The sequence below is a fragment of the Campylobacterota bacterium genome, from assembly GCA_040752835.1.
Lineage (GTDB): Bacteria > Campylobacterota > Campylobacteria > Campylobacterales > Sulfurimonadaceae > Sulfuricurvum.
In genome coordinates this window covers 387,543-410,285 of sequence record JBFMGG010000007.1, presented here as the reverse complement: position 1 = coordinate 410,285, position 22,743 = coordinate 387,543, and the positions used below count along the sequence as shown (strand labels likewise).

Sequence of the window (22,743 nt, the reverse complement as noted above, 5' to 3'; positions counted from 1 at the left end):
GGAGTTCAGAATGCACAACAATCTTAGAGGGGGATTAGTCCTTTGAATTTTCTAAACAACATGCTCATCAAAGCAAAAATAAATCTGCTTATCACACTAGGTATTTTAACAGCGATAGTCATAGGTTTGTTCGGTATTTTAAAACTTGCCGAGGTTAATGCAGGATTAGAAACCGTATATAACGACAGGGTCGTTCCTCTGGAACAACTTAAAAAAATCGCTGATGCGTATGCGGTGAATATCGTTGACACAACCCACAAAACGCGCAACGGAAATATCAGTTTCAACGACTGTGCGAAAAATATCGATGATGCGAAAAAAGTGGTAGACGAGAACTGGAAAGCATATATGTCCACTACTTTAACACCCGAAGAAGCCAAGTTGGCCAAAGAGGCAGAAATTTTGATGACCAGAGGAAATGAAATTTCTGAAAAAATTTTACAAGCGTGTCATGCTCGAGATGCTCAGCTTGTCGCAAATATCAGCGTTCAAGAGCTTTATCCCATGATTGACCCCATCGGTGAGAAAATTTCGGCCCTGATAGAATTGCAATTAAAAGTAGCAAAAGCCGAAAAAGACAAAGCAGCCGAAATTTATGAAATGTCTAGAATTCTAGTCATAACCTTGCTCATCCTGTCCGGTTCGGCTCTTTTCGTTATCGGAACAATGGTTATCCGATCGATTATGAAGAGCATAAACAACGTCAAGGAAGGTTTTTTATCAATACAAAACTCCAACGATACGAAGTATCAGCTTCCGATCCATTCAAAAGATGAGATGGGAGAAATCTCGCACTTGTTCAACGGCTACATGAAGAAACTCGACGCAATCGCCCAACAAGACAAAGCGGCGATCGACGATATCCGCCGTGTCAGCGAGATGATGGCGATCGGGTTTGTTTCGAGCAGGATCAAAATCCAGGCGGGAAGCCCGAATCTTCAACAAGCTATCAACGGTTTCAACACCGCCCTGGCCGAAATGGAAAAAGCGACCGCCGAAATCTCGCGCGTCATGTCGGCTCTGGGGACCAGCGATTTCGCCGTCGAATTCGAGACGGGCAAATACTCCGGCGAACTCGGCGGGATGATGACGAGCCTGCAGGTGCTCAGCGAAAGCATCGGCGATTTCATGGCCCTCCTTTCCAAAAACGGCATCGCCCTCAACCAGGGGGCGACCACCCTCTCGAACGCGAGCAACGATCTCTCCGGATCGAGCAACACGCAGGCCTCAAGTCTCGAAGAGACCGCCGCCGCGATCGAAGAGCTCACCAGCAACATCTCGGCCAACAGCCAGAAAGCCTCCGAAATGGCGTCGCTGGCACGTGAAACCGAACAGGCCGCCAGCGAAGGCAAAGCCCTCGCCGATACGACGGTCATGTCGATGAACGAGATCAGCAAAGCGACCCAGGCGATCAACGAAGCGGTTGCCATCATCGAAAACATCGCCTTCCAGACCAATATCCTCTCGCTCAATGCCGCCGTCGAAGCGGCCACCGCAGGCGAAGCGGGCAAAGGGTTCGCCGTCGTCGCCCAGGAAGTGCGCAACCTCGCCAACCGCAGCGCCGACGCCGCCTCGCAGATCAAAGAACTCGCCGAACTGGCCAACGCCAAATCCAAAGACGGTCTGGCGGTGAGCGAAAACATGATGAAAGGGTTCGACGTCATCAACCAGAAAATCTCCCACACGACCCAGCTGGTCCAGGACGTCGCCAACGGCAGCCGCGAACAGATGGCGGGGATCAACCAGATCAATTCCGCCGTCGCGCAGCTCGATCAGATGACGCAGCAAAACGCGTCGCTTGCGGGCGAAGTGAGCAAGCTCAGCGAAGAGATTCTGGGGATGTCGCAAACCCTCAGCGCGACCTCGGCAAAGACCAAATACCGCAAAGAGTCCGAAAACCGCGTCTGCCGAATCGACATGATGTTCGAAACGAACAAACTCAAATTCGACCACATCAATTTCAAAAACAACAACTTCGGCAAACTCAAAGAGAGCGTCACCGCATGGACGGTCACGAACGAGCACCAGTGCGATCTTGGTAAATGGATCCAGGCCCACAGCAACGAGAGTTATGCCCAAGGCTCCGAATGGAACGAACTCCTCTCCAACCATGCCCACGTCCACCAGAAGGTTCAGGAGTACATCAACCGCGAAAAAGCGGGAGCCACACACGAAGAGCTCGGACGGATCGCCAAAGAGATCGAAAACGACACCGCCAAAGTGTTTGCATCACTCAACAAGGTCCGCGCAAACGCCTGCGCACAGACCCAGCAGGTTTCCGAACACCCGACACACGCCGCCCATGGTACTGCGCGCCCTTCCCCTACACCCGTACGTCCTGCGATCCGGGCTTCTGTCAAACCTGCCCATACGGCTCCCAAGCCGCCGGTCAAACATGAGAGCGATGATATCTGGGAGAGTTTTTAACCACGTGAATCGCCTTAGGCGCTTCACCCCCGCCACCCCTTTTTTCACGGACGGCGAAACAACCGTTTTGCCACAATATTGCAACACTAATACGGAATACTGACACCGTAGTTTTAAAAGGATACGGTAATGAATACCCTCTGGAATTTGTTAGAAGACGAAGAGCGGTTCCCCTCACTCGAGGGGAGCGGTTTCGCTCCGGTCGACGCACGGGAGAAGGGATGCGACGTTTTGGTATGCGGGCTCGAACACGCCGAGTACGCAGGCGCTTTCGTCGATCCCAAAGAGTGCTTTTTCATCATCGCGCTGAATGACCCCGAGAGCGAACGGCGACTCGTCCCGGATTCGTTCAGCGCGTGGATCGACCGCAAACGGCTCGAACGTCTCCCGGCGATGCTCGAAGCCTACCGGAACCATATCGACCAAAAAGCCCGAACTCGCCGCCTCCGGGAGATCCTCAGCCGCTTTAGCGTCGATACCGGCGTCCATCAGGCAAACCTCGAGGGGATCAAACAGAGCATGCGCGAAAGCACGCGTGAAATCGAGACCATCTTCGAAGAGCGGGTCGAAGAGATGCGCGCAATCCACAAGGACGCCGCGGTCGCCTACGAAAAACTGACCGCCCTCAAAACCCAGATCGTCCCCGAAGAGTTCAACGATCTGGAAGAGTCGTGGAACATGACCCACTCGATCCTCTCCCGGACCGACGAGGTGATCAAGGCGATGTTCGGTTTCATCATGGTGCTCCAGTGCGAAGACCGGATCACCCAGATGATCGACGGGATCAGCAAGATCATGGAAGACGACATCGCCCATGCCCGCGAAAACGGATGCAGCGTCAGCATGGCCGAGCAAGACGAGCTCAAAGCCAGACTCGTACCGTTTTACACGATCCAAGAACAGCGCGATTACGCGATGGGCCATGAGGATGCCATGCAAGGGTGCAAACCTGAGCAGGTCGATATCGACGACTTTACGTTGTTTTAATACCCAAATACGGAGAAAAATATGCCAAAGATTTTGATTGTTGACGATTCCAATATGCTGCGCGACATGGTCAAATACGCCCTGAACGAAGGGGGATACCCCGACGTCACCGAAGCGATCGACGGTGCCGACGGTCTCGAAAAAGCCAAAGCGACGGTGTTCGACCTGATCGTGACCGACATCAACATGCCCAACATGAACGGATTTGACCTGATCGTGGAACTGCGCAAGCTTCCCTCGTACGCCAAAACCCCGATTCTGACCCTCACTACCGAAAAGAACGACGACATGAAAGCCAAAGGAAAGGCGGTCGGAGCAACCGGATGGATCGTCAAGCCGTTCGTACCCGAGCAGCTTCTCAAGGCGGTCGGAATCGTTCTCAGCCGCTAAGGAAGGTTATGGCAGTTTTTGATATTAATAAATATCGGCAGATGTTCCTCGAAGAGGCCGAAGATATTTTCGAGACGATCGATACGCTGTTACTCGAAGCCGAAGAGAGCGGCGACATGGACGGTGAAACGATCAATTCGCTCTTCCGGTCCGTCCACACCCTCAAAGGCAACTCCGCGTCGGTCGAGCTTGCGATGTTCGCGGCCCTCGCCCATGAACTCGAATTTTTCATGGACCGCCTGCGCAACGGCGAGCTCTCGTTCGAAGAGAGCATGGCGGGGTTGCTGATCGAAGGTATCGACACCCTCAAAGAGGTGCTCGAACTCGAACTGGCAAGCGAACTGGCAGAGGATCGTTTCGCGGAGATCAAGGCGCTTCTCCTGCGCAAGATCGACGCTTTTAACGAAGACTCGCGCGAGCTGGAAATGCTCACCGCCTCTGCCGGCAGCGATGAGGATTTCGGGCTGCTTCTTCCCCTCGATGATGAAGAAGGGTTCGGCCCTCTGGGCCAGGAGCCCTCGGAGGAGACGGAACTGCCGCAGGGGATGGACGAATACTTCGGCTTGTTCGACGATCGTGCACACTCCCCGCAAGAGCATGAAGTTCCCCCGTTCGAAGAGATTTTCGGATTTTTCGACGATCTGGAACAAGAGGCTTTCCGCCGGGCGGGAGACGAACTATCCTCGGGTTCCGGAGGGTTCGGCTTTTTCGACGATGCCCCGTCGGCTCCGATCGCCCTCGAGGAGGATTTCGGGTTTTTCGACGACATCCCGGTGCGCTCGGTCCAAACAGCCGACACCGCAGTCTCCAAACCCGCAACGCCCAAAGAAGCCCTTACAGCGGAAAACAAGGAAGCCAAGAAGTTCAAAGCCGACAGCACCTCGAATTCGATCCGCGTGGATCTGTCGAAAATCGACGGTTTGATGAACAACATCGGCGAACTGGTCATCGCACACTCGATGCTCTCGCAGTACACCTACACGATGGAAGACCAGAAGATAAAAGCCGAACTCTCCGAACGGCTTGATCTGATCGACCGCCATATCAGAGAGCTCCAAGAATCGGTCATGAGCGTCCGGATGGTGCCGATGGAGACCGTTTTTTCGAAGTTTCCCAAAGTGATCCGCGATACCGCCAAAAAACTCGATAAAAAAATCGATTTCAAACATTTCGGCGAAAGCGTCGAAATCGACAAGGCGATGATCGAAGGGCTCACCGATCCTCTGATGCACATCGTCCGCAACGGTCTGGATCACGGGATCGAATCGCCCGAAAAACGGCGTGCCCTCGGAAAACCCGAAACGGGAACGCTGATGATGAGCGCCGAACAGGCCAACGGGCAGATGATCATCAAGATCCAAGACGACGGCGGCGGGATCAACGTCGCCAAAGTGACGGCCAAAGCACTCGAAAACGGGGTCATCGACGAGCATCAGGCCGCAGCCATGAGCAAAGAGGAAAAAGCGATGCTGATCTTTGCCCCGGGTCTCTCGACCGCCGACGCGGTTACCGACATTTCGGGGCGCGGCGTCGGGATGGACGTGGTCATGTCCAACATCAAAAAACTCGGCGGCGCGATCAAGGTAGACACCGAAGAGGGGTACGGCACGACGTTTACGATCGCCCTTCCCCTGACGCTCGCGATCCTCGACGGGCTCAATATCCGAATCGGGCGCGAGCAGTTTATCCTGCCGTTGTCGGCGATTATCGAATCGCTAAAGCCCGAAGAAGAGATGATCAAGCACATCGGGGACAAGGATTCGGAGATGCTCATGCTGCGCAACGAGTTTATCCCGATCGTTCGGCTGCACAACGTATTCAACGTCGCCCCCCAGTACCGCAAGCTCACCGAAGGGCTGCTCATCGTGGTACGTTCGGCCGCGCAGAAAATCGCCCTCTTCGTCGACGAGTTCATGAACCAGCAGCAGTTTGTCATCAAACCGCTGGACAAAAATTTCCGCAACGCGCAGGGGATCGGCGGCGCCACGGTACGCGGAGACGGAACGATCGGCCTTATCATCGACACAATGAACATATTAGAGAAAAATTACTAGGAGAACGCCATGGCCATCATCGAGAGCAACCAGCTTCTGACTTTCAAACTCGGCAACGAAACCTACGGTATTCAGATCAACAAGGTGCGCGAGATTCTCACCTATCCGACCGTCACCCCGATTCCCGACGCCAGCCGCTGGGTCAAGGGGGTGATCAACCTGCGCGGCGAAGTGGCCCCGGTCATCGATCTGAGGGTCCGTTTCAACGTCAACGACGATCCGATCTATACGAACCGCACGATCATCATCGCCGTCAAAACTCAGGATATGCGCATGATCGGCCTCGTCGTCGACGAAGTCTCGGATATGGAAAACGTCGATCTCGACCGCCTCTACCCCGCCCCCGACATGGGGACCTCCATCGCACCCGAATACCTCAAGGGGCTGTTCAAAAAAGAGGAGAAAATGATCGTCATCCTCGACATCGACCGTATCCTCGACAAAGACGAGATGCAGCGCCTCTCCCGCGCCGGTGAGGGAGCGACGAATGTATACAGCGCGTCAGCTTGATCGTGCCCGCGAGCTGGCGTACCGCCACAGCGGCATTACCCTGGGTGCGAATAAGGACGTCATGATCGCCAACCGCCTCGACAAGCTCAAGCGCGACGTCGCGCACGACGATATCGACGCGATTTTAGGCGCCGTCGAGCAGGGACGTTACGTCGATACGTTCATCAGCACCTTTACGACCAACAAAACCAATTTTTTCCGGGAATCGTTTCACTTCGACGACCTCAAAGACCGCGTTTTCAAACAGGCCGCCGGGACGGGTACGGAGCTGAAGATCTACTGTTCGGCGGCATCGACGGGGGAAGAGCCCTATTCGATCCTGATGACGATGGAAGCGGCCAAATCGATCCATTCCTATCCGGGACTGAACTATTCGCTGCTGGCGACCGACATCGATACCGACGTACTCCGCCATGCCTCCAACGGCATCTACGAATGGAAAAAAAACGCCGAGGACTTTCCCGAATGGATACGCCCCTCGGAATTTTTCAAACGTCGGGCACATCCGACCAAAGAGGGCGATTACCTGATCAAGGTCAAAGAAACGCTCGCACGGCGCGTCCGCTTCGAACGTCACAACCTGATGGCGCAGGAGTATCCGTTCAAGCCCCATGAGTTCGACGTCGTGTTCTGCCGAAACGTGCTCATCTATTTCAACCAGAACGACCAGAACGCCATCTTGAAAAAGCTGTTCCGCACGCTCAAACCCGGAGGAACGCTCTATCTGGGTCATTCGGAGAGCCCGCTGGAGCTCAGCCCCTACGTCGAGCGGTACGGCCAGAATATTTTTGTCAAAACCAAAGAGTATCCATGAAAATCATCAAAGGGACGGTTGATTCCAAAATCGTCAAACTGTCGCGTCCCGACGCGATCAAATACATCCGCAACAAAGAGACCCTCGGGATCATCGGGGGAGAGTTCGCCATCACCTACGACGAAGACGACCTCCCCATCACCACCCTGCTGGGTTCATGCGTGGCGGTCATGCTCTACGATGCGGCGCTGCAGGTCAAAGGGATGAACCATTTTCTCCTCCCCACCTCGTGTGCGCAGGGGACTTCCTGCCGTTTCGGACTCTACGCCATGGAGGCGATGCTCAACGAAATGTACAAACTCGGCTGCCGCAAAGAAAACATCTCGGCCAAAATCGCCGGCGGCGCGAATATCCTGCACGATCTCAGCGACAGCATCGGGGAGCGCAACGTCCTCTTCGCGCGTCAGTTTTGCCGATCCGAGGGGATCCGGATCGTCGCCGAAAACGTCCTGGGAAGCAACGGCCGCGTCGTAATGCTCGACCGCGATTTCCAGACCATCGCGAAAACGATCGCCAACCGTTCGATGGACGAAAAACTCGCCCAGGCCGACCGCGCCCTCGCCCGCGCGGTCAACAAGACCGAAAGCGCCCCCGCAGAGAGCGGCGTCATATTGTTCTAGGAGAGCGGATGTACCGTGTCATCGTTATCGACGATTCCCCGCTGATGCAGCGGGTCCTCTCGGACATGATCTCCCGAATCGAGGATTTTACGGTCGTGGCGACCGCCTCGGATGCGTTCGAGGCGCGCGACCTGATCAAAAAACACGACCCTGACCTCGTCACCATCGACATCAACATGCCGAAAATGGACGGCGTCGCGTTTTTGCGCAACCTGATGCGGCTGCATCCGATGCCCGCGGTCGTCATATCGACCGACGCATCGCGCCATGAAGAGGTATTCGACGACGGTGCGGTAGGGTTCATTCCGAAAAAAAAGATCGGCGAAAGCGACGCGTCGTTTTTCGGCCGCATGGAAGACACCCTGATGCGCCTGACGTTTCTGATCGACCGCTATCGGGCCAAAAACAAGATCAAAAAGCAGCCGATCGAAATCGAAACGGCAAAAATCCATCCCGACGAACTCGTCCCCCATAAACCTTCTCCCGTTTACGGGGGAAAAGTGATCGCTATCGGAGCATCGACGGGAGGGGTGGAAACCCTGATGGAAATTTTTTCCGCCCTGCGTCCTCCCCTGCCGCCGATACTGATCACGCTCCACATCCCATTCGGGTTTTCGGGGAGTTTTGCCGAACGGCTCAACCGTCTGAGCCCTCTGAACGTCTATGAAGCCCATGACGGCCAGATCGTCGAACCTTCATCGGTCTACATCGCACCGGGCAATCGCCACATGATTCTTGAAAACAAGGGAGGGCGCTACGTCATCAAGCTCCTCGACGGCCCCCGCATCAGCCGCCACAAGCCGAGCGTCGACGTCATGATGCGCAGCGTCTGCAACGCGGCGGGGCGCAACGCCATGGGGGTGATGCTCACCGGGATGGGGGATGACGGCTCCATCGGGATCAAAGAGATGTTCGACGCCGGTGCCTACACGATCGCCCAGAGTGCCAAACGGTGCGTCGTTTTCGGGATGCCGGCCAAGGCGATCGAAGCGGGAGGCGTACGCGAGAGCGTCGATCTCGAAAATATCCCCGAACGGATCGAACGGTTCGGATCGCGTAACGTCTAGGAGCCGGAAATCCCCATGACTCCCAAAGAACGCCTCCTCGAGGCGGTCATCGCCGATGCAAAAGCCAAAGGAGCCGCCATAATCCGATGGTATGCGACGCCGGGCGGAAAAGTGAGCGTCGAATTCAAAAACACCCTCCCCCAGTATTTCCTGGGGCCTGCGGCGGCGGCGGACTCCCTGATTCATCAGTACAACCTTACGGCCCGCTACCGTTATCTCTACAATGCTCCCAAACCGCGTCTGAAACTCCCCGCGCACGCCGCAGCGGCAAACGATCCCAAACACGAATACCCCTTCGACAAGGCGCTGCGGGAATGTTCGGACGTGATCCGCCTGGAAAACGCCGAATTATCGCCGACCGAAAAGAACCGCATCTATCAGGCGATCCACAAAGCGCTCTCGGGCGATTCGCTCAACCAGAGCGGCTTTTTCGCGCTGCGTCACGAGATGATCGACCATTACACCGGGCTTTTGCTGGTCGAAACCGAACCGCCCTCGCGCGAAAAGCTCCGCAAAGTGGTCCGTTTTTTTGAAAAAATGCATTTTTACGATATTTCCGACCTCTACTGATCCCCACCGTTTTTTGCAACATACTTGCCACACAAAAGCGCCATAATCTTTCCACACTCTTCCAGACGACAAGGAAAACCATGTATACGACCCAGTCCCCGATCACCCGCCAATACGAAACCGATATCAACCGTCTGCAGCAGGATCTGGAACAAATCAACAAAAGCCTTTTCGACGCGACCGCCCACACCGCGATCTTGCTGGTCAACCCCAAAGGCGAGCTGCTTCAGACCAACAACTATTTCCATCAGGTGTTCGATTCGGTCATGGACGCGCATTACCCGCAAAAAATCCAGACCCTCCCGATCACCAATACCTACGGTTCATGCCCGACCGACGCATGGTTCGAATTCCTGACGTTCAAAGACGAACGGATGCTTCCCAAAGTCGAAATGACGATCGAGGGGAAACTCCTCTATTTTACGATCATCTCCACGGTGATCAACCATACCGAGGGGAGTTCCGACAAACACCGCGAAAGCTACATCCTCTCACTCACCGACATCACCAACGTCGTCGAACTCCACAAAAACGAAATCAGCATCTCCAAAGAGCTGGCGTATAAACAGGGTATTTTCGACGTCACAAGCGAATACATCCACAACATCGGAAACATTGTCACCGGAGCGCAGCATCTGTCGGAACGGATCATCAAAAACCTCGAACCGATGCAGTTTTTCTTCAAATATTTCGACCACATCAAAGAGCAGCTGCTGGGCAACCGCTGTTTCATCCGGGAGGAAGCGACCGAGGAATACCTCAAAAACCTCAAAAAAGTGGAGATGAGCCTCAACATCATCGAATCCTCCCTCACCGACACGATCAAAAACGTCCTCGACACCGACATGAAAAGCCTCCAGAAATCGATCAGCAACATCGCTACGACGATCGCTTTCCAGCAGGAACTGTACAAAAATACGAAAACGAACATGGACGAAGTGGTCAAACTCTCCGAGCTGATCGGCGAAATCCGCAGCGTGATCGAACCGCAGCTCTTCCGCCACGACATTCTGCTGATGCTCGACGTCCCCTCCGAACTCACGTTCAACATCAACCGCATTCACCTCTTCAACGGCCTGCTCAATCTCCTGAAGAATTCGATTCACGCCGTCAATACCGCCTACAACGACAAATACATCCTCTCCAAAATGATCAAAATCAGTGCCCGAAGCGTCCCCCGTGAGGGAAGTTTCTTCGAACTCGACATGATGATGAACGACTCCATCGTCATGGCCGAGGACATCGTCATCGACGTCTACGACAACGGGATCGGGATGGATGAGACGACGATCAAAAACGTCTTTTTGCAAGGCTTTACCACCAAACACGACGGCCACGGTCTGGGACTCCACTCGTTTGCCAATTTCCTCACCGGAAACGGCCATACGATCACCTGCAAATCCGAGGGGATCGGCAAAGGGTCGCTCTTTACGATCACCCTGACTCCGGAGGGATGACATGGAACTCACCACACACATTCTCACCATTGACGACGATACGACGATCCTCGACGCCTACGCGTCGATCCTCTCCCCCTATAAACGGACCAGCCTCGAAGACGCGATCATGAAGCTCGAAAAACTGCACGACATCGACTGCAGTGCCATCGACGGCGGGGAAAAAGTGATCGATTTTCATCTCCACCAGGCCAACAACGGCCTGGAAGGGGTCGAAATCTTCCGACGCGAATACGAAGGGGGGAACCGTATTCCCGTGTGCATCGTCGACATGCGGATGCCCAACGGCATCGACGGGCTGGAGACCTCGATACGGCTCAAAGAGATCGATCCCGACGTTAACATCATCATCGCGACCGCCTATTCCGACCGCAGCAACAAAGAGATTCTCGAATGCCTCAAAAGCAACATTTTCTATATCCGCAAACCGTTCAACAACGAAGAGATCTATCAGCTCGTCTACTCCCTCTCCCTGAGTTACGACGCGACGCAGACAATCCGCTGTCTCAACCGCGACCTCGAACGCCGGGTCGAGGAGGAGATCCAGAAAAACCGCCAGAAAGACGCCCTGATGCTCCATCAGGCCAAACTCGCCGCACTGGGGGAGATGATCGGCAACATCGCCCACCAGTGGCGCCAGCCGCTCAACATCATCTCGATGCTGTTCCAGAAAATCAGCCGTCACCACAAAAACGGCACCCTTACCGATGAGATCATGGCCCAAAGCCTCTCAGACGCGCTCCAGACCATCCAGCACATGTCCCAGACGATCGACGACTTCCGCGGGCAGGTCGAACCCAACCGCGAAAAAGTAACCTACATCCTCGAAGACACGCTGCGCAGTACGATCAGCCTGCTCGAAAAAAGTTTCGCCCTCTCCGGGGTGAAGATCGAAGCGGATATTTCGGCACAAATCCGCCTTTACGGCTTTCCGGAAGATATCAAACAAGTGGTCCTCAACCTCCTCAACAACGCCAAGGACGCGATCCTCTCGCACGGCATTTCCCGGGGAGTGATCCGTGTCGATGCCTCCATTGGCGACGACAACCGCCTGCGGCTGAACGTATGCGACAACGGCGGAGGGATCGACGAAGAGGTCATCGACAAAATCTTCGAACCCTATTTTACGACCAAACACAAAGCGCAAGGGACCGGGATCGGCCTGTATATGTCCCGACGCATCGTCGAAGAACGCCTCGGCGGAACGATCGGCGCTTCCAACACGGCTGAGGGGGCGTGCCTCACCCTCGACCTCCCGATTACCGACTTTATACAAGGATAACCCGATGCAAAGCAGACACGACCTCATGAAAAAACTCCATATCCTGTTTGTCGACGACGAACGGCTGATCCGCGAGATGGTTTACGACATGCTCGGTGACAGTGTCGGAAACGTTTCCCTCGCCGCCGATGGGGAGGAGGGGCTGGCCTTTTACCGCGATTCGCTCCGGCCGGTCGATATCGTCATCTCCGATCAGACAATGCCCGTCATGAACGGGCTGGACATGCTCGAAAAGATCAAACAGATCAATCCCTCGCAAAAGTGCATCATGATCACCGCCCATTCCGAAGCGGCGTATATGCTCCGCGCGATCGAAATCGGGGTCGAACACTTCATGATCAAACCGATTATCTTCGACAAACTCGACACGATCCTCTACGAACTCGCTCTGAAAATCGAACAGGAAAACTACCGTGCCGAAAAAGAGCGCAGCGAGCGGCGTGAACTGGTCGAACACACTTTTCAGTTCTCGTTTCAGACCCTCGTCGACAACATACCGCTCCCCTCTCTCATCGTCGACGAGAACGATACCGTCGCCGCCTGCAACAGCGACCTGCTTTCTCTCGTCGCGGGAACCGAACATTATCCGAAACTCCTCACCAAAGAGCTCGATTTCAAATCGCTCTTTTTCCACGACGCGATGACCAGGACCTCCCCGTCGTTTTGTGACTGGAAAGAAGAACACCTCTACATGGGGGGAGAGCTCGCGTTTGAATTCGAAGCGTCGAGCTATCGTCTGAAACTCAAAAGGATGCGTACGGAAGGACCGAAACGGTTTTACATTCTCTGCCTGATCGATTCGGGCGAGTAACACGAAAGGAGCGGTGCCATGATCAAAATCATCCGATCCTACCAGGTGCAAGGAAGCGTCATAGCGGTCCATGCGGACGACAACGCCGTCTATTTCGCCAATACGCTGGGCAATTTCTATACCGTCGACAAAGAGCGCTGGGAAATGAAGCGTCACGACCCCGTATGCGAACCCGACGAACCGCTCCACACCTATCAGAAAGGGGCTTCTTTCAGCCCCACGGGAGTGCTCGCCTACAGTACCAAGGACAACGGGGCCTGTGCCCTGTGCCGCCCCGTCTACGATCCCGTCCCCTCGGGCGAAGAGACCAAAGGAGAACCTCCCGAGCCCCCTGAACCCCTTTTCGTCAAAGGGCACGACCAGCGGGCCGAGATCATGCGATTCTGCGGCCGTGAGGGGCAATACCTCATCACCGGCGGTACCGACGGAAAGGTCTACATCTACAGCTCCGAGAACGGGCGCAAGGTCATGTCGCTCAAACCCCGCCCCGATTATATCTCCTCCCTAGCGGTCGACGAGGGGGGAAGCCATCTTGCCTGCGCGGCTTACGACAAATCGCTGAGCGTTCTGAACCTCAGGTTCCAGAAAGAGCGTCTCCATACGTACCTCGAAGACGTAGTCCAGGACGCTTTTTTCTTCAACGATTCCAAAGCCCTCTACGCGGTCGGAAGAGAGGGGTATTCCTACCTCTACGATTTCAAAACCGAAGAGATGCGCAAAAAAGTGCTTTTCCCCTCGTGGCCGACGTCGTGCGTCCTCGACCAAAGCGGCCGTTACGCGATCGTAGGGACCCGCAGCGGCCACCTGCACATCGTCAAACTCTCCGACAACACCCTCTTTTCGACGTTCAAACTCGACCAGAAAGGGATCGGCACGCTCCACATCGAAGGCTCGACCCTCCACATCGGCTTTGAAAACGGCTGGCTCTACGTCATCGACATGCACGCTTTTATCGACGATTTTGCGCAGGCGGTGTCGGTCAAAAACTACCGTACGGCCAAAATCTGCCTCGACAAAAACCTCTTTCTGGCGATCCACCCGATGTCGGAGATGTTCCAGGAAGCATGGGAGGAGACTCTCAAAGAGATCATCAACCGCTTCTCGACCGGAAACGCCGCCTCCGCGCTTGAGTTTGCCGAGCCGTTCCTGGGTGATGGCGAATACAAAAAAGAGTTCGAATTTCTCCTGCAAAAACAAAAAGATTTTGAAAAATTTGCGCTCACGGTGCAGAACAAAAACTTTCTCGAAGCGTTCGGAATGCTCGAGAAAGCCCCCTACCTGGCGAAAACCGACAGCGCGCGCAAACTCGAACTGTATTTCACCAAACATTTCGCCGAGGCCAAAAAACTCCTCTCGTCCGACCCGCTGCGCAACGCCCCAAAAGCGCAGGAGCTGCTCAAACCCTTCACCTCCGTGCCGGGGAAAAAAGAGATGATCCACGCATTGTTCAAAAATCATGCCGTCTTCCTCCAGTCCGACGCATTGATCAAAGAGAAAAAGTTCAAAGAGTATTTTCTCCTCACCGAACAAAACCCGTTTTTGCAACACGAAGAGCTCTACAAAAAAGTATGTACCCTGGCCGAAGCGTCGATCAAAAAGATCCGCTCCCTGGTGGACGAAAACCGCTACGACGACGCGATCGCGGGGATCAAACAACTCGCCGTCTTCCTCCCTTACCGCCATGAACTTGCCGAAATCGGCAAAGCGATCCAGCTGCGCCGCACCCTTCTCGCCCATATCTTCGCCGACGACATCCAGGCGGCTTATGAGCTCGTTTCCGCCCATCCCGACCTCGAATCGATGCGGGAATTTGCCGAATACGACCGCGCTTTCGATGCCGTTTTGAGCGACGCGATGGCCGCCGTCGGTAAAGGGGAGATCAAACTGGTGCAGCAGATCATGGCTCCCTACGCTTCCATCGCCTTTTTCCAGGCCAAGATCAAAGAGTGCGTCCGACAGGCGACGTTCAACCGCCTCTCGCACCTGCTCGCCGAAAACTCCCTCGCGATGGCCCGCACCATTGCCGCCTATTACCTCAAAGAGTTCGGCAAAGACGACGAATACGAAAAGCTCCTGCGCCAGTACGGGCTGCTGCGCTGAGGAAGCGATTGCAACGTGATTGCCACACAACGGCGTTATAGTTACGGTATCAAACGTGCAAGGGAGCACATGAAACCGTCCATTGAGGTCGCCTACGCCTGCCTAAGCGCCATCGGCAATTCGCTCAACCTCGACGACATGCTCGCCGAAGTTGTCGAAACCTTCGTCTCCCAAACCGGTGCGGCGGGGGGCATGTTTCTTCCCGCTCCGCCCGCCTCGGCCCCTCTCGCCGCAAGAGGCCAGAGGGTGCCTCTACCCCAAAAGCTCAGCACCGACATCGACGGTTTCGCTCTCCACAAGAGCGTTGAGGGATGCGTCTTGGACGTGCCGGTGGGGATCGAGCATTTTTTGTTTCTCTTCTCCGACGCCCGTGCGGCACAAACCTACGGGGAAATGTTCGTCACGTTCACGACGAAACTGGCCAACGCCATCGACGCGTGCCGAAATGAAAAACGGCTCCAAGAACTCAGCGGCGCATTCGAGCATCAGATCCACCGTAACGAAGCGAACGAAAAACTGATGATCAGCCAGTCGCGCATGGCAATCATGGGGGAAATGATCGGCATGATCGCCCACCAGTGGCGCCAGCCGATCACGATCATCGGGCTGGTAAGCAGCAACTCGATCCTCAGTATCCAGCTGGGGGAAATGAACGAGGAACAGCTTCTCAAAGACCTCGAGCTGATCGACAAACAGATCCAGTTTCTCTCGCAGACCATCGACGATTTCCGAAACTTTTTCCGGCCGAACAAACTCCCGCAGCGGATGAACTTCGGCGAACTGTGCGACGAAATCAGCAGCATCCTGGGAAAAAGTTTTGAAAGCCAGCGCATCCGGTTGCATTTTGAAGGCGATCGCTCGATGGCGTTTACGACCTACAAAAACGAGCTGCTGCAGGTCTTTTTGAACATCCTCAACAACGCCAAAGACGCCTTCGCCGAGAACAGCATCCCGCATCCCCGCATCACGCTGGAACTCCGGCCGCAATCCCAAAAAGCGCTCTTCCTCGTCCGCGACAACGCCGGGGGGATTGCGCAGGAGATCCTCACCCGGATTTTCGAGCCCTATTTCAGCACCAAGGACGAAAAACACGGCACGGGGCTAGGGCTGTACATGTCGGCGATCATCGTCGAAAAACACCTCGGCGGGACGATCCGGGTCAGCAGCGGCTCAGGCGAAAGCGTCTTTGCCCTTTCGATCCCGGACCATTCCGATCAGGAGGTGCTCCTTGTCGACTGATCCCGCCAAACTCATCGCCGCCATCCGCGACAACGCCAGAGGACTGCACGTCCTCTACGTCGAGGACGACCCGCTTATCGGCCGCGAATACCTCACGTTCCTGAGCCGTTTTTTCGAAAATATCCGCCATGAATCCAACGGAGAAAAAGGGCTTGAAGCGGCCCTTGAAACTCCCTTCGATCTGGTCATCACCGATATCGAAATGCCCAAATTCGACGGCCTTACGATGATCGAAAAAATCAAGGAACGCTATCCGGACCTATCAACCCTCCTCGTCTCGGCCCACAAAGACGTCAATTACCTCCACCGATCGATCCAGCTGGGCGTCGACGGCTACCTGTTCAAGCCGATGGAACGGGAACAGACCATGGCTACGCTCCACAAAGTGGTCGGCAAGATCAAAATGGAGCGGGAGAACGTTCAATACCGCCAACATCTCGAAGAGCTCGTCGAAACCAAAACCCGCGAAGCGATCCAAACCTATACCTTCGACCGGATCAGCGGACTGTATTCGCTCGGAAAACTGGAACAGGATATTTTTACCTATTCAAACCATACCCTCGTCCTGTTTAAAATCGGGGACTTTAAACATCTCAACGACACGTACGGATATGATGCGGGAAACGCCGTTCTACAACAAACCGCCAGCATCCTCCGGCGTCTGGTCAACGACGAGATGAACGTCGAGCACCACGGCCTTTACCGTACCAGCGGAACCCATTTCGCCCTCCTCTCGCCGGCGGGGGTACAGAGTCTTGAACCGCTCGTTCACCTTATCGTCCAGCATTTCGAAGCGACCGAAATCGTCGTGGCCGGGGAAAAAATGTATCTGGAAATGTACGCCGCTATTGTCCATCCCGGAGACGAGCTGAGCCTTTCACATGCCGATTTCGCACTGCGCCAGGCCGAAAAAGAGGGGAGAACCGTCATCTATCGTTCGGCGGAACACCACAACCACGGCAACAGCTACAAGCTCAAGTGCATCGATACGATCAAACGGGCAATCGTTGAAAACCGATTTGTCCCGTTTTACCAGCCCATCATTGACAATACCACGATGCGCATCGTCAAATACGAAGCGCTCCTGCGCCTCATGACGCCCGATGGGCAGTTTCTTTCTCCGGTACAGTTTCTACCGATCGCCAAAGAGACGAAGATGTACCGTACGATCACCAAACTCGTCATCGCGTCGGTCCTGAACGATTTCAGAGATTCCGAATGCAGCGTCAGTATCAACCTTTCGATCGAGGACATCTCCCATCACCCCACCCGCGAATTCCTCTTCCAGCAGATCGCTTCTTTTCCCGAACCGCACCGTCTCGTCTTCGAACTGCTCGAAAGCGAAGGGGTCGAATCGTATGCCGAAATTCAGAATTTTTTCGCCAAACTGAAAGAACTCGGTTGCAAAGTGGCTCTCGACGACTTCGGGTCGGGTTATTCGAATTTCGAACATCTCGCCAAACTCAACGTCGACTACATCAAATTCGACGGCTCGCTGATCGAAACGATCGCCACCGACTACGTCTCCCAGAGCATCGTCGAACTTCTTACCACGTTTGCCGAGCGCCTGGGGATCAGGACGATCGCGGAATACGTCTCTGCCGAAGCGCTGCACGAGCGGATCTGCAGCCTCGGCGTATGCGAATCGCAAGGGTATCTCTTCGGCGCACCGATGCCGTTTGACCCCTGCATGAAAAAAATCCGTCCGGTCGAACCGAAACTTCCCGTACAAGAAGCTATAATATCCGCAGCTGTTTAATCTGCACAAAGAGGTACCATGGTCTCCGAGGCTGCACGTCTGAAAAAACTCTCCTCCGGCAAATCGCTGTTGATCGTCGAAGACGATCCTCTGATGCAGGAGAGCCTTCAGCGGCTTCTGTCCCATTTTTTCGACTCCATCCAAACCGCCTCCGATCCCGAGGAGGCGCTCGATCTCTACCACGCGTTCCGCGAATCCCCTTCCCCCCTGCTGGTGATCACCGACGTCAACCTCGGACGCAGCAGCGGCCTTGAGCTCACCGGAAGACTGAAAAAAATCGATCCGCTGCAGCGGGTCATCGCCATCTCCGGGGCCGAAGAGAGTACGATGTTCATCGAATCGATCCGCTGCGGGATCGACCGTTTCGTTCTCAAACCGATCAACCAGGACGAACTTTTCACCGCACTCATCGACATGCTCGAGCAGATCGATTACGACAACGCCCTCGCCGAGAGCCGCAAACTCCTCGAAGAATCGCGAGAATACGCCCTGCGCCTCCTCAACGATCAGGACCGGTTTCTCAAAAATGCGATCCACGAGATCCACACGCCGCTGGCCGTCATCATCACCAACATCGACCTCCTTCGGATGGAGGGGATCGAAAACGAATCGCTCAGCGCGATCGAAGCGGGGGCGAGGATCATCCAGAACAGTTACGAAGACATGACCTATCTCATGAAACGCGACCGTATCCCCGACCAGAAAGTCGTGATCGATCTCGTCTCCTACATTGCCGAACGCAAACAGTATTTCACCTGCATCGCCGAAGTAAACGAACTGACCCTTTCGATGCGTACGGGACAGCCCAACCTCCCCTCCATCATGTTTTCGGAGCTGAAACTCGCCCGGCTGGTGGACAACACCCTCTCCAATGCGATCAAATACTCCTACCGACCCGGCGAAATCGCAATCACCGTCGGAATGCGCAACGACGACATCTACTTCGAAATCCGCAACCACGGTCCCCTCATCCACGACAAAAAAAAGATTTTCGAACGCTTTCACCGCGAGTCGGAAACCAAGGGCGGTTACGGGCTGGGGCTGAGTATCGTGGCGCAGATCTGCCGAGAGGAAAACGTCGAAATCGAGATCTCTTCCACCCCCGTAAGGGGGACTTCGTTTCGCTACCTCTTCAAAAATGCCACATTAATGCAACGCAGTTCGCCTACAATACCCTCCGAACAACACAAGGGGCTGTAATATGAAAATCCTGTTGCTGGAAGACGAATTCATGCTGGCGCGCTCGATCCGGACCTATCTCCTCTCGCGGGGGCATCTGGTCGACCATTACGACAACGGTCAGGAAGTACTCGACGTAATCGAATCCAAAATGCACGATTTTTACATTCTTGACATCAACACCCCCCTCGTCGGCGGGCTCGAATGTCTCAAAGCGATCGCGCTGCGCTATCCCGACGTCCCGAAAATCGTCATCAGCGCCTACCACGACATCGAATACATCTCCGACGCCTTCGACCTTGGATGCAGCGACTACCTCAAAAAGCCGTTCAACCTCAAAGAGCTCGACATCCGTATCCAGCGTCTGAGTGCGCAGAGCCAGCAAAACGCCGAACCCGCTTCCGATCCCATCATCCGTCTCAGCGACCGCTATACATTCAACAAAGAGACCAATCTCCTTTATTACGACGATACGGTGCAGAAATTTACCAAGCGCGAGCACGCCCTCATCGTCCTTTTCGTCAGCAATCTCGGGCAGGTGATGACCGATGAGAGCATCCGCTCGTTCATCTGGGACGGCGAGGATGCCGAAGCTTCCACCATCCGGTCCCTCGTCAACCGCGTCCGCCAGAAGCTCAAAGAAGAGCTGATCGAAAACATGAGGGGATTCGGGTACATTATGAAAAAGGGCGAACTTGGCTAATTCGATCCAGCGGCTCAAAGAAGGTGCGGAATCGCGTTCGGTTCTCATCATCGACGACGACCCCGAAATTGCCGAATCGCTGAGCCGCATACTGCGGGTCTTTTTCCGCGAATACGTCATCGCCTCGGACGGAGAAGAAGCACTCGCCCTCTTTTACGACCGTTTTAAAGCGTCCGACCCTTTCACCCTCGTCGTCACCGACCTCGAGCTGCCCAAACTCGGCGGCCTTCGTCTCATCCGCGAAATCCGTGCCCTCTCCCCCTCCCAGCCTGTCGTCATCCTCTCGGCCCACGACGAAGCGAATTTCATGGCCGAAGCGATCGCCCAGAACGTTCAGGGATACCTTCTCAAACCGCTGGCAATGCCCAAACTTTTCAGCACCCTCGAAAAGGTTTTTTCCCTGGAAAACGTGGCCGATTCACCCGCCGAATCGGCGTTCGACCCGATCACGGGCTGGAACCTTTTTCCCGCCCTCACCGAACGGATTGGCGATCACGACGCCTCTGCCGTAACCTTGATGCGCCTTCGGGTGAACCATTTTAACAACATCATTTCGTTCGTCGGGGAAGAGTACGCCAACGAGTACCTGAGCGAACTCTCCCGCCTGCTCGAAAGTCTGGTCTTCGAGCCCAAAGGGGAGTTTTTCCGCACTGCGACGGATGAATTCTGCCTCCTCTTCGAGGGAGAACATACCGATTACGCGGCCGAACTCGCCGGAAACATGACCTCGGTCGTCCGCTATTTCCACACGTCCGAACGGGGAATCATCCTCAACTCGACCCTCTCGGTCGGGATCGCATCGGGCAGCGACAACGTCCTGCTGCACTCCAAACGGGCGCTGGAAACGACCAACGACCGTTCCGGCGGCGCAGTGAGCGTCTACCGCCCGCTTCGGGAGATCGACGGTCCCTCCCTCACGTCAAGCCGCGACATTCTCCGGATGATTTTCAATGCCCTCGTCCACGAGGACATCGTCCCCCTTTTCCAGCCCATCGTCGATGCCCGCACCCTCCAACCGGCAATGTACCAAAGCCTTATCCGCATCCGAAAAGACGGTCAGCTTTACGGCCCGGATACGTTTTTGAACCTCGCGATCAGCATGGGGCAGATGGTGATGATCACCCGTTCCATGATCCGCAACACCCTGCAACTTTACCCATCGCTGGATCAGGGCTCGCTCGTCGTCATCAACCTCTCGTCGAACGACCTGAGCGACGAAGGGCTCGTCGCCTACATCCGCTTTTGGACCGAACGTTTCGGGATCGCTCCCGCCAACATCGCGTTTCAGCTCATCAACGGGATCGAAACCCTCTACGACGAAACGCCCGCTTCCACCGTCTCCGAGTTACAGCGGGAAGGGTATAAAATCATCCTCAACCATTTCGGCGCGGGTGAATTCGACCTTCCCCTGCTCCTCTCGCTCAAACCCGACTACATGAACTTCCACCCTAAAGTGACCGAAAAACTCGCACACGACGAGGGGATCGGACACATTATCGCCAGCATGGTCGAAATCGTCCATCTGGTAGGGTCCAAAGCGATCGCCAAAAACATTTCCGATCCGGCCCACATCGCCTTGCTTAATGCGGCCCGGATCGACTACATCCAGGGATACGCCGTAGGCGATCCGTTCGAGGTGCCCCATGAATGACAGCAAACCCGCCCTTCTGCGCCTTCAGACCCACTCCGCGCTGTTCGTCCCCACGCCGTCGATGCTCGCGGCGTTTCGCATCGTCGACCTGACGCTCGAGGAACTCTCGATGAGCACCGAGGATGCGGTGGGGCTCATCGTCGAAACGCCGCGTATCGACGCCGCGCTCCTCAACGTCGTCCGTTCCCTCAAAGCGCGTCATGGAGCCTTTAGCGTCTGCCTCATCACCCCCGACGAGGACGAAGAGGCGTTCTGGCCGCTTGCCGTGCTGACCCACACGGTCCGTTTCACCCCCGATCACTTCACCCTCCGATACGATGCGGTGATGGGCGAACTCGAAAAACTGTTCCTCTCGCTCTGGGGGAATAAACGCTACACGAACGCCCTCAAAATGCGCTCACGCCGTTCGGGTCTGGTCGATTCGCTGGGGATGGTCGCCCACCAGTGGCGCCAGCCGATCAATCTGATCAGCATGGAAGCGATCAACCTGATGATCCAGACGGGGATCGAAGAGAATATCAAATCCGTATCCGTCGCCAAAAGCGCGCAGATCGTTTCGGATCAGGCGCAACGGATGTCGGACATCCTCAAAAGCGTCCTTAGCCTGGGGAAAGTCCATCGCGCCAAAGAACTTTTTTCGATCCGCGAACTGTTCGAGCGAATCGCCTCGCTGTGGAGCGAACAGCTCAAACAGCACGATATCGAGCTGCTAATCCCCCATCCGGCGCAAGACGCCCAGATTTACGGATACCAGACCGATCTCGAAGAGGTCCTGATCAACCTCGTCGCCAACGCCAAAGACGCCTACACCGGTTCCAGAACCACCGGAAGACGCTTCATCAGCCTCGAGACGCGTTCAGACCAAAGCCACATCTATCTGAGCGTCCGGGACGAAGCGGGAGGGGTCCCCGAGCCGCTCCGCGAACAAATCTTCCAACCCGACTTTTCGACGAAAAACAAAGAAGAGGGTTTCGGTATCGGCCTGCACGTCGCACGCCTCATCATCGAACAAGAATTCAAGGGATCGCTCGAACTGGCGGTCGGGCCCAAAGGCTCTTCGTTCATCGCCACCCTGCCGCGCAACGACCTTTGCAGCCTCCGCTTTATCGACTAGCGCCCTTTT

19 protein-coding genes are annotated in these 22,743 nt (G+C 55.2%); all 19 read left to right on the top strand.

The features are described from left to right. The first annotated feature begins 60 nt into the window (after nucleotides 1-60). The 19 genes from AB1763_08090 (at nucleotide 61) to AB1763_08000 (ending at nucleotide 22,734) form a co-directional block, all read left to right on the top strand. Nucleotides 61-2,427, top strand: a complete 2,367-nt coding sequence (locus AB1763_08090; GenBank protein MEW5832781.1) for a methyl-accepting chemotaxis protein — start codon at nucleotides 61-63, stop codon at nucleotides 2,425-2,427. Nucleotides 2,428-2,556: 129 nt separating this feature from the next. Next, nucleotides 2,557-3,414, top strand: a complete 858-nt coding sequence (locus AB1763_08085) for a hypothetical protein (GenBank protein ID MEW5832780.1) — start codon at nucleotides 2,557-2,559, stop codon at nucleotides 3,412-3,414. 21 nt (nucleotides 3,415-3,435) lie between these two features. Then, nucleotides 3,436-3,804: a response regulator gene (locus AB1763_08080; protein ID MEW5832779.1), complete on the top strand. Its 369-nt coding sequence runs from the start codon at nucleotides 3,436-3,438 to the stop codon at nucleotides 3,802-3,804. An 8-nt stretch (nucleotides 3,805-3,812) separates the two neighbouring features. Beyond that, the gene (locus tag AB1763_08075) at nucleotides 3,813-5,858 is read left to right on the top strand and encodes a chemotaxis protein CheA (GenBank protein ID MEW5832778.1); all 2,046 of its coding nucleotides are present in this window, start codon (nucleotides 3,813-3,815) and stop codon (nucleotides 5,856-5,858) included. Nucleotides 5,859-5,867: 9 nt separating this feature from the next. Then, nucleotides 5,868-6,368 (top strand): chemotaxis protein CheW, encoded by a 501-nt coding sequence (locus AB1763_08070; GenBank protein ID MEW5832777.1) that lies wholly within the window; start codon nucleotides 5,868-5,870, stop codon nucleotides 6,366-6,368. Then, on the top strand, nucleotides 6,346-7,182 hold the full coding sequence (locus tag AB1763_08065; GenBank protein ID MEW5832776.1) for a protein-glutamate O-methyltransferase CheR: 837 nt from the start codon (nucleotides 6,346-6,348) through the stop codon (nucleotides 7,180-7,182). The genes AB1763_08070 and AB1763_08065 overlap by 23 nt, the downstream gene beginning before the upstream one ends. After that, nucleotides 7,179-7,802 (top strand): chemotaxis protein CheD, encoded by a 624-nt coding sequence (locus tag AB1763_08060; protein ID MEW5832775.1) that lies wholly within the window; start codon nucleotides 7,179-7,181, stop codon nucleotides 7,800-7,802. The genes AB1763_08065 and AB1763_08060 overlap by 4 nt, the downstream gene beginning before the upstream one ends. Before the next feature lie 8 nt (nucleotides 7,803-7,810). Then, entirely contained in the window at nucleotides 7,811-8,869 is a 1,059-nt protein-coding gene (cheB, locus tag AB1763_08055) for a chemotaxis-specific protein-glutamate methyltransferase CheB (protein ID MEW5832774.1), read from the top strand. Nucleotides 8,870-8,884: 15 nt separating this feature from the next. Then, nucleotides 8,885-9,439, top strand: a complete 555-nt coding sequence (locus AB1763_08050) for a hypothetical protein (GenBank protein MEW5832773.1) — start codon at nucleotides 8,885-8,887, stop codon at nucleotides 9,437-9,439. A gap of 80 nt (nucleotides 9,440-9,519) precedes the next feature. After that, nucleotides 9,520-10,896: a HAMP domain-containing sensor histidine kinase gene (locus AB1763_08045; protein MEW5832772.1), complete on the top strand. Its 1,377-nt coding sequence runs from the start codon at nucleotides 9,520-9,522 to the stop codon at nucleotides 10,894-10,896. 1 nt (nucleotide 10,897) lies between these two features. Continuing rightward, nucleotides 10,898-12,178, top strand: coding sequence for a hybrid sensor histidine kinase/response regulator (locus AB1763_08040; GenBank protein MEW5832771.1), 1,281 nt, complete (start codon nucleotides 10,898-10,900; stop codon nucleotides 12,176-12,178). 4 nt (nucleotides 12,179-12,182) lie between these two features. After that, nucleotides 12,183-12,989, top strand: a complete 807-nt coding sequence (locus AB1763_08035) for a response regulator (protein ID MEW5832770.1) — start codon at nucleotides 12,183-12,185, stop codon at nucleotides 12,987-12,989. An 18-nt stretch (nucleotides 12,990-13,007) separates the two neighbouring features. Next, nucleotides 13,008-15,089 carry a WD40 repeat domain-containing protein gene (locus tag AB1763_08030; protein MEW5832769.1) on the top strand — a complete coding sequence of 694 codons (2,082 nt, stop codon included), beginning with the start codon at nucleotides 13,008-13,010 and terminating at the stop codon, nucleotides 15,087-15,089. Between the two features lie 69 nt (nucleotides 15,090-15,158). Beyond that, nucleotides 15,159-16,328, top strand: a complete 1,170-nt coding sequence (locus AB1763_08025) for a HAMP domain-containing sensor histidine kinase (GenBank protein ID MEW5832768.1) — start codon at nucleotides 15,159-15,161, stop codon at nucleotides 16,326-16,328. Then, entirely contained in the window at nucleotides 16,318-18,087 is a 1,770-nt protein-coding gene (locus tag AB1763_08020; protein MEW5832767.1) for an EAL domain-containing protein, read from the top strand. Before AB1763_08025 ends, AB1763_08020 begins: the two co-directional genes overlap by 11 nt. Nucleotides 18,088-18,105: 18 nt before the next feature. Continuing rightward, on the top strand, nucleotides 18,106-19,287 hold the full coding sequence (locus tag AB1763_08015; protein MEW5832766.1) for a response regulator: 1,182 nt from the start codon (nucleotides 18,106-18,108) through the stop codon (nucleotides 19,285-19,287). A 1-nt stretch (nucleotide 19,288) separates the two neighbouring features. Then, nucleotides 19,289-19,969: a response regulator transcription factor gene (locus AB1763_08010; protein MEW5832765.1), complete on the top strand. Its 681-nt coding sequence runs from the start codon at nucleotides 19,289-19,291 to the stop codon at nucleotides 19,967-19,969. Further along, nucleotides 19,962-21,620 (top strand): EAL domain-containing protein, encoded by a 1,659-nt coding sequence (locus AB1763_08005; protein ID MEW5832764.1) that lies wholly within the window; start codon nucleotides 19,962-19,964, stop codon nucleotides 21,618-21,620. Before AB1763_08010 ends, AB1763_08005 begins: the two co-directional genes overlap by 8 nt. Beyond that, a complete protein-coding gene (locus tag AB1763_08000) occupies nucleotides 21,613-22,734 on the top strand; it encodes a HAMP domain-containing sensor histidine kinase (protein ID MEW5832763.1) in 1,122 nt (373 codons plus the stop codon). The genes AB1763_08005 and AB1763_08000 overlap by 8 nt, the downstream gene beginning before the upstream one ends. Nucleotides 22,735-22,743: the final 9 nt, after the last annotated feature.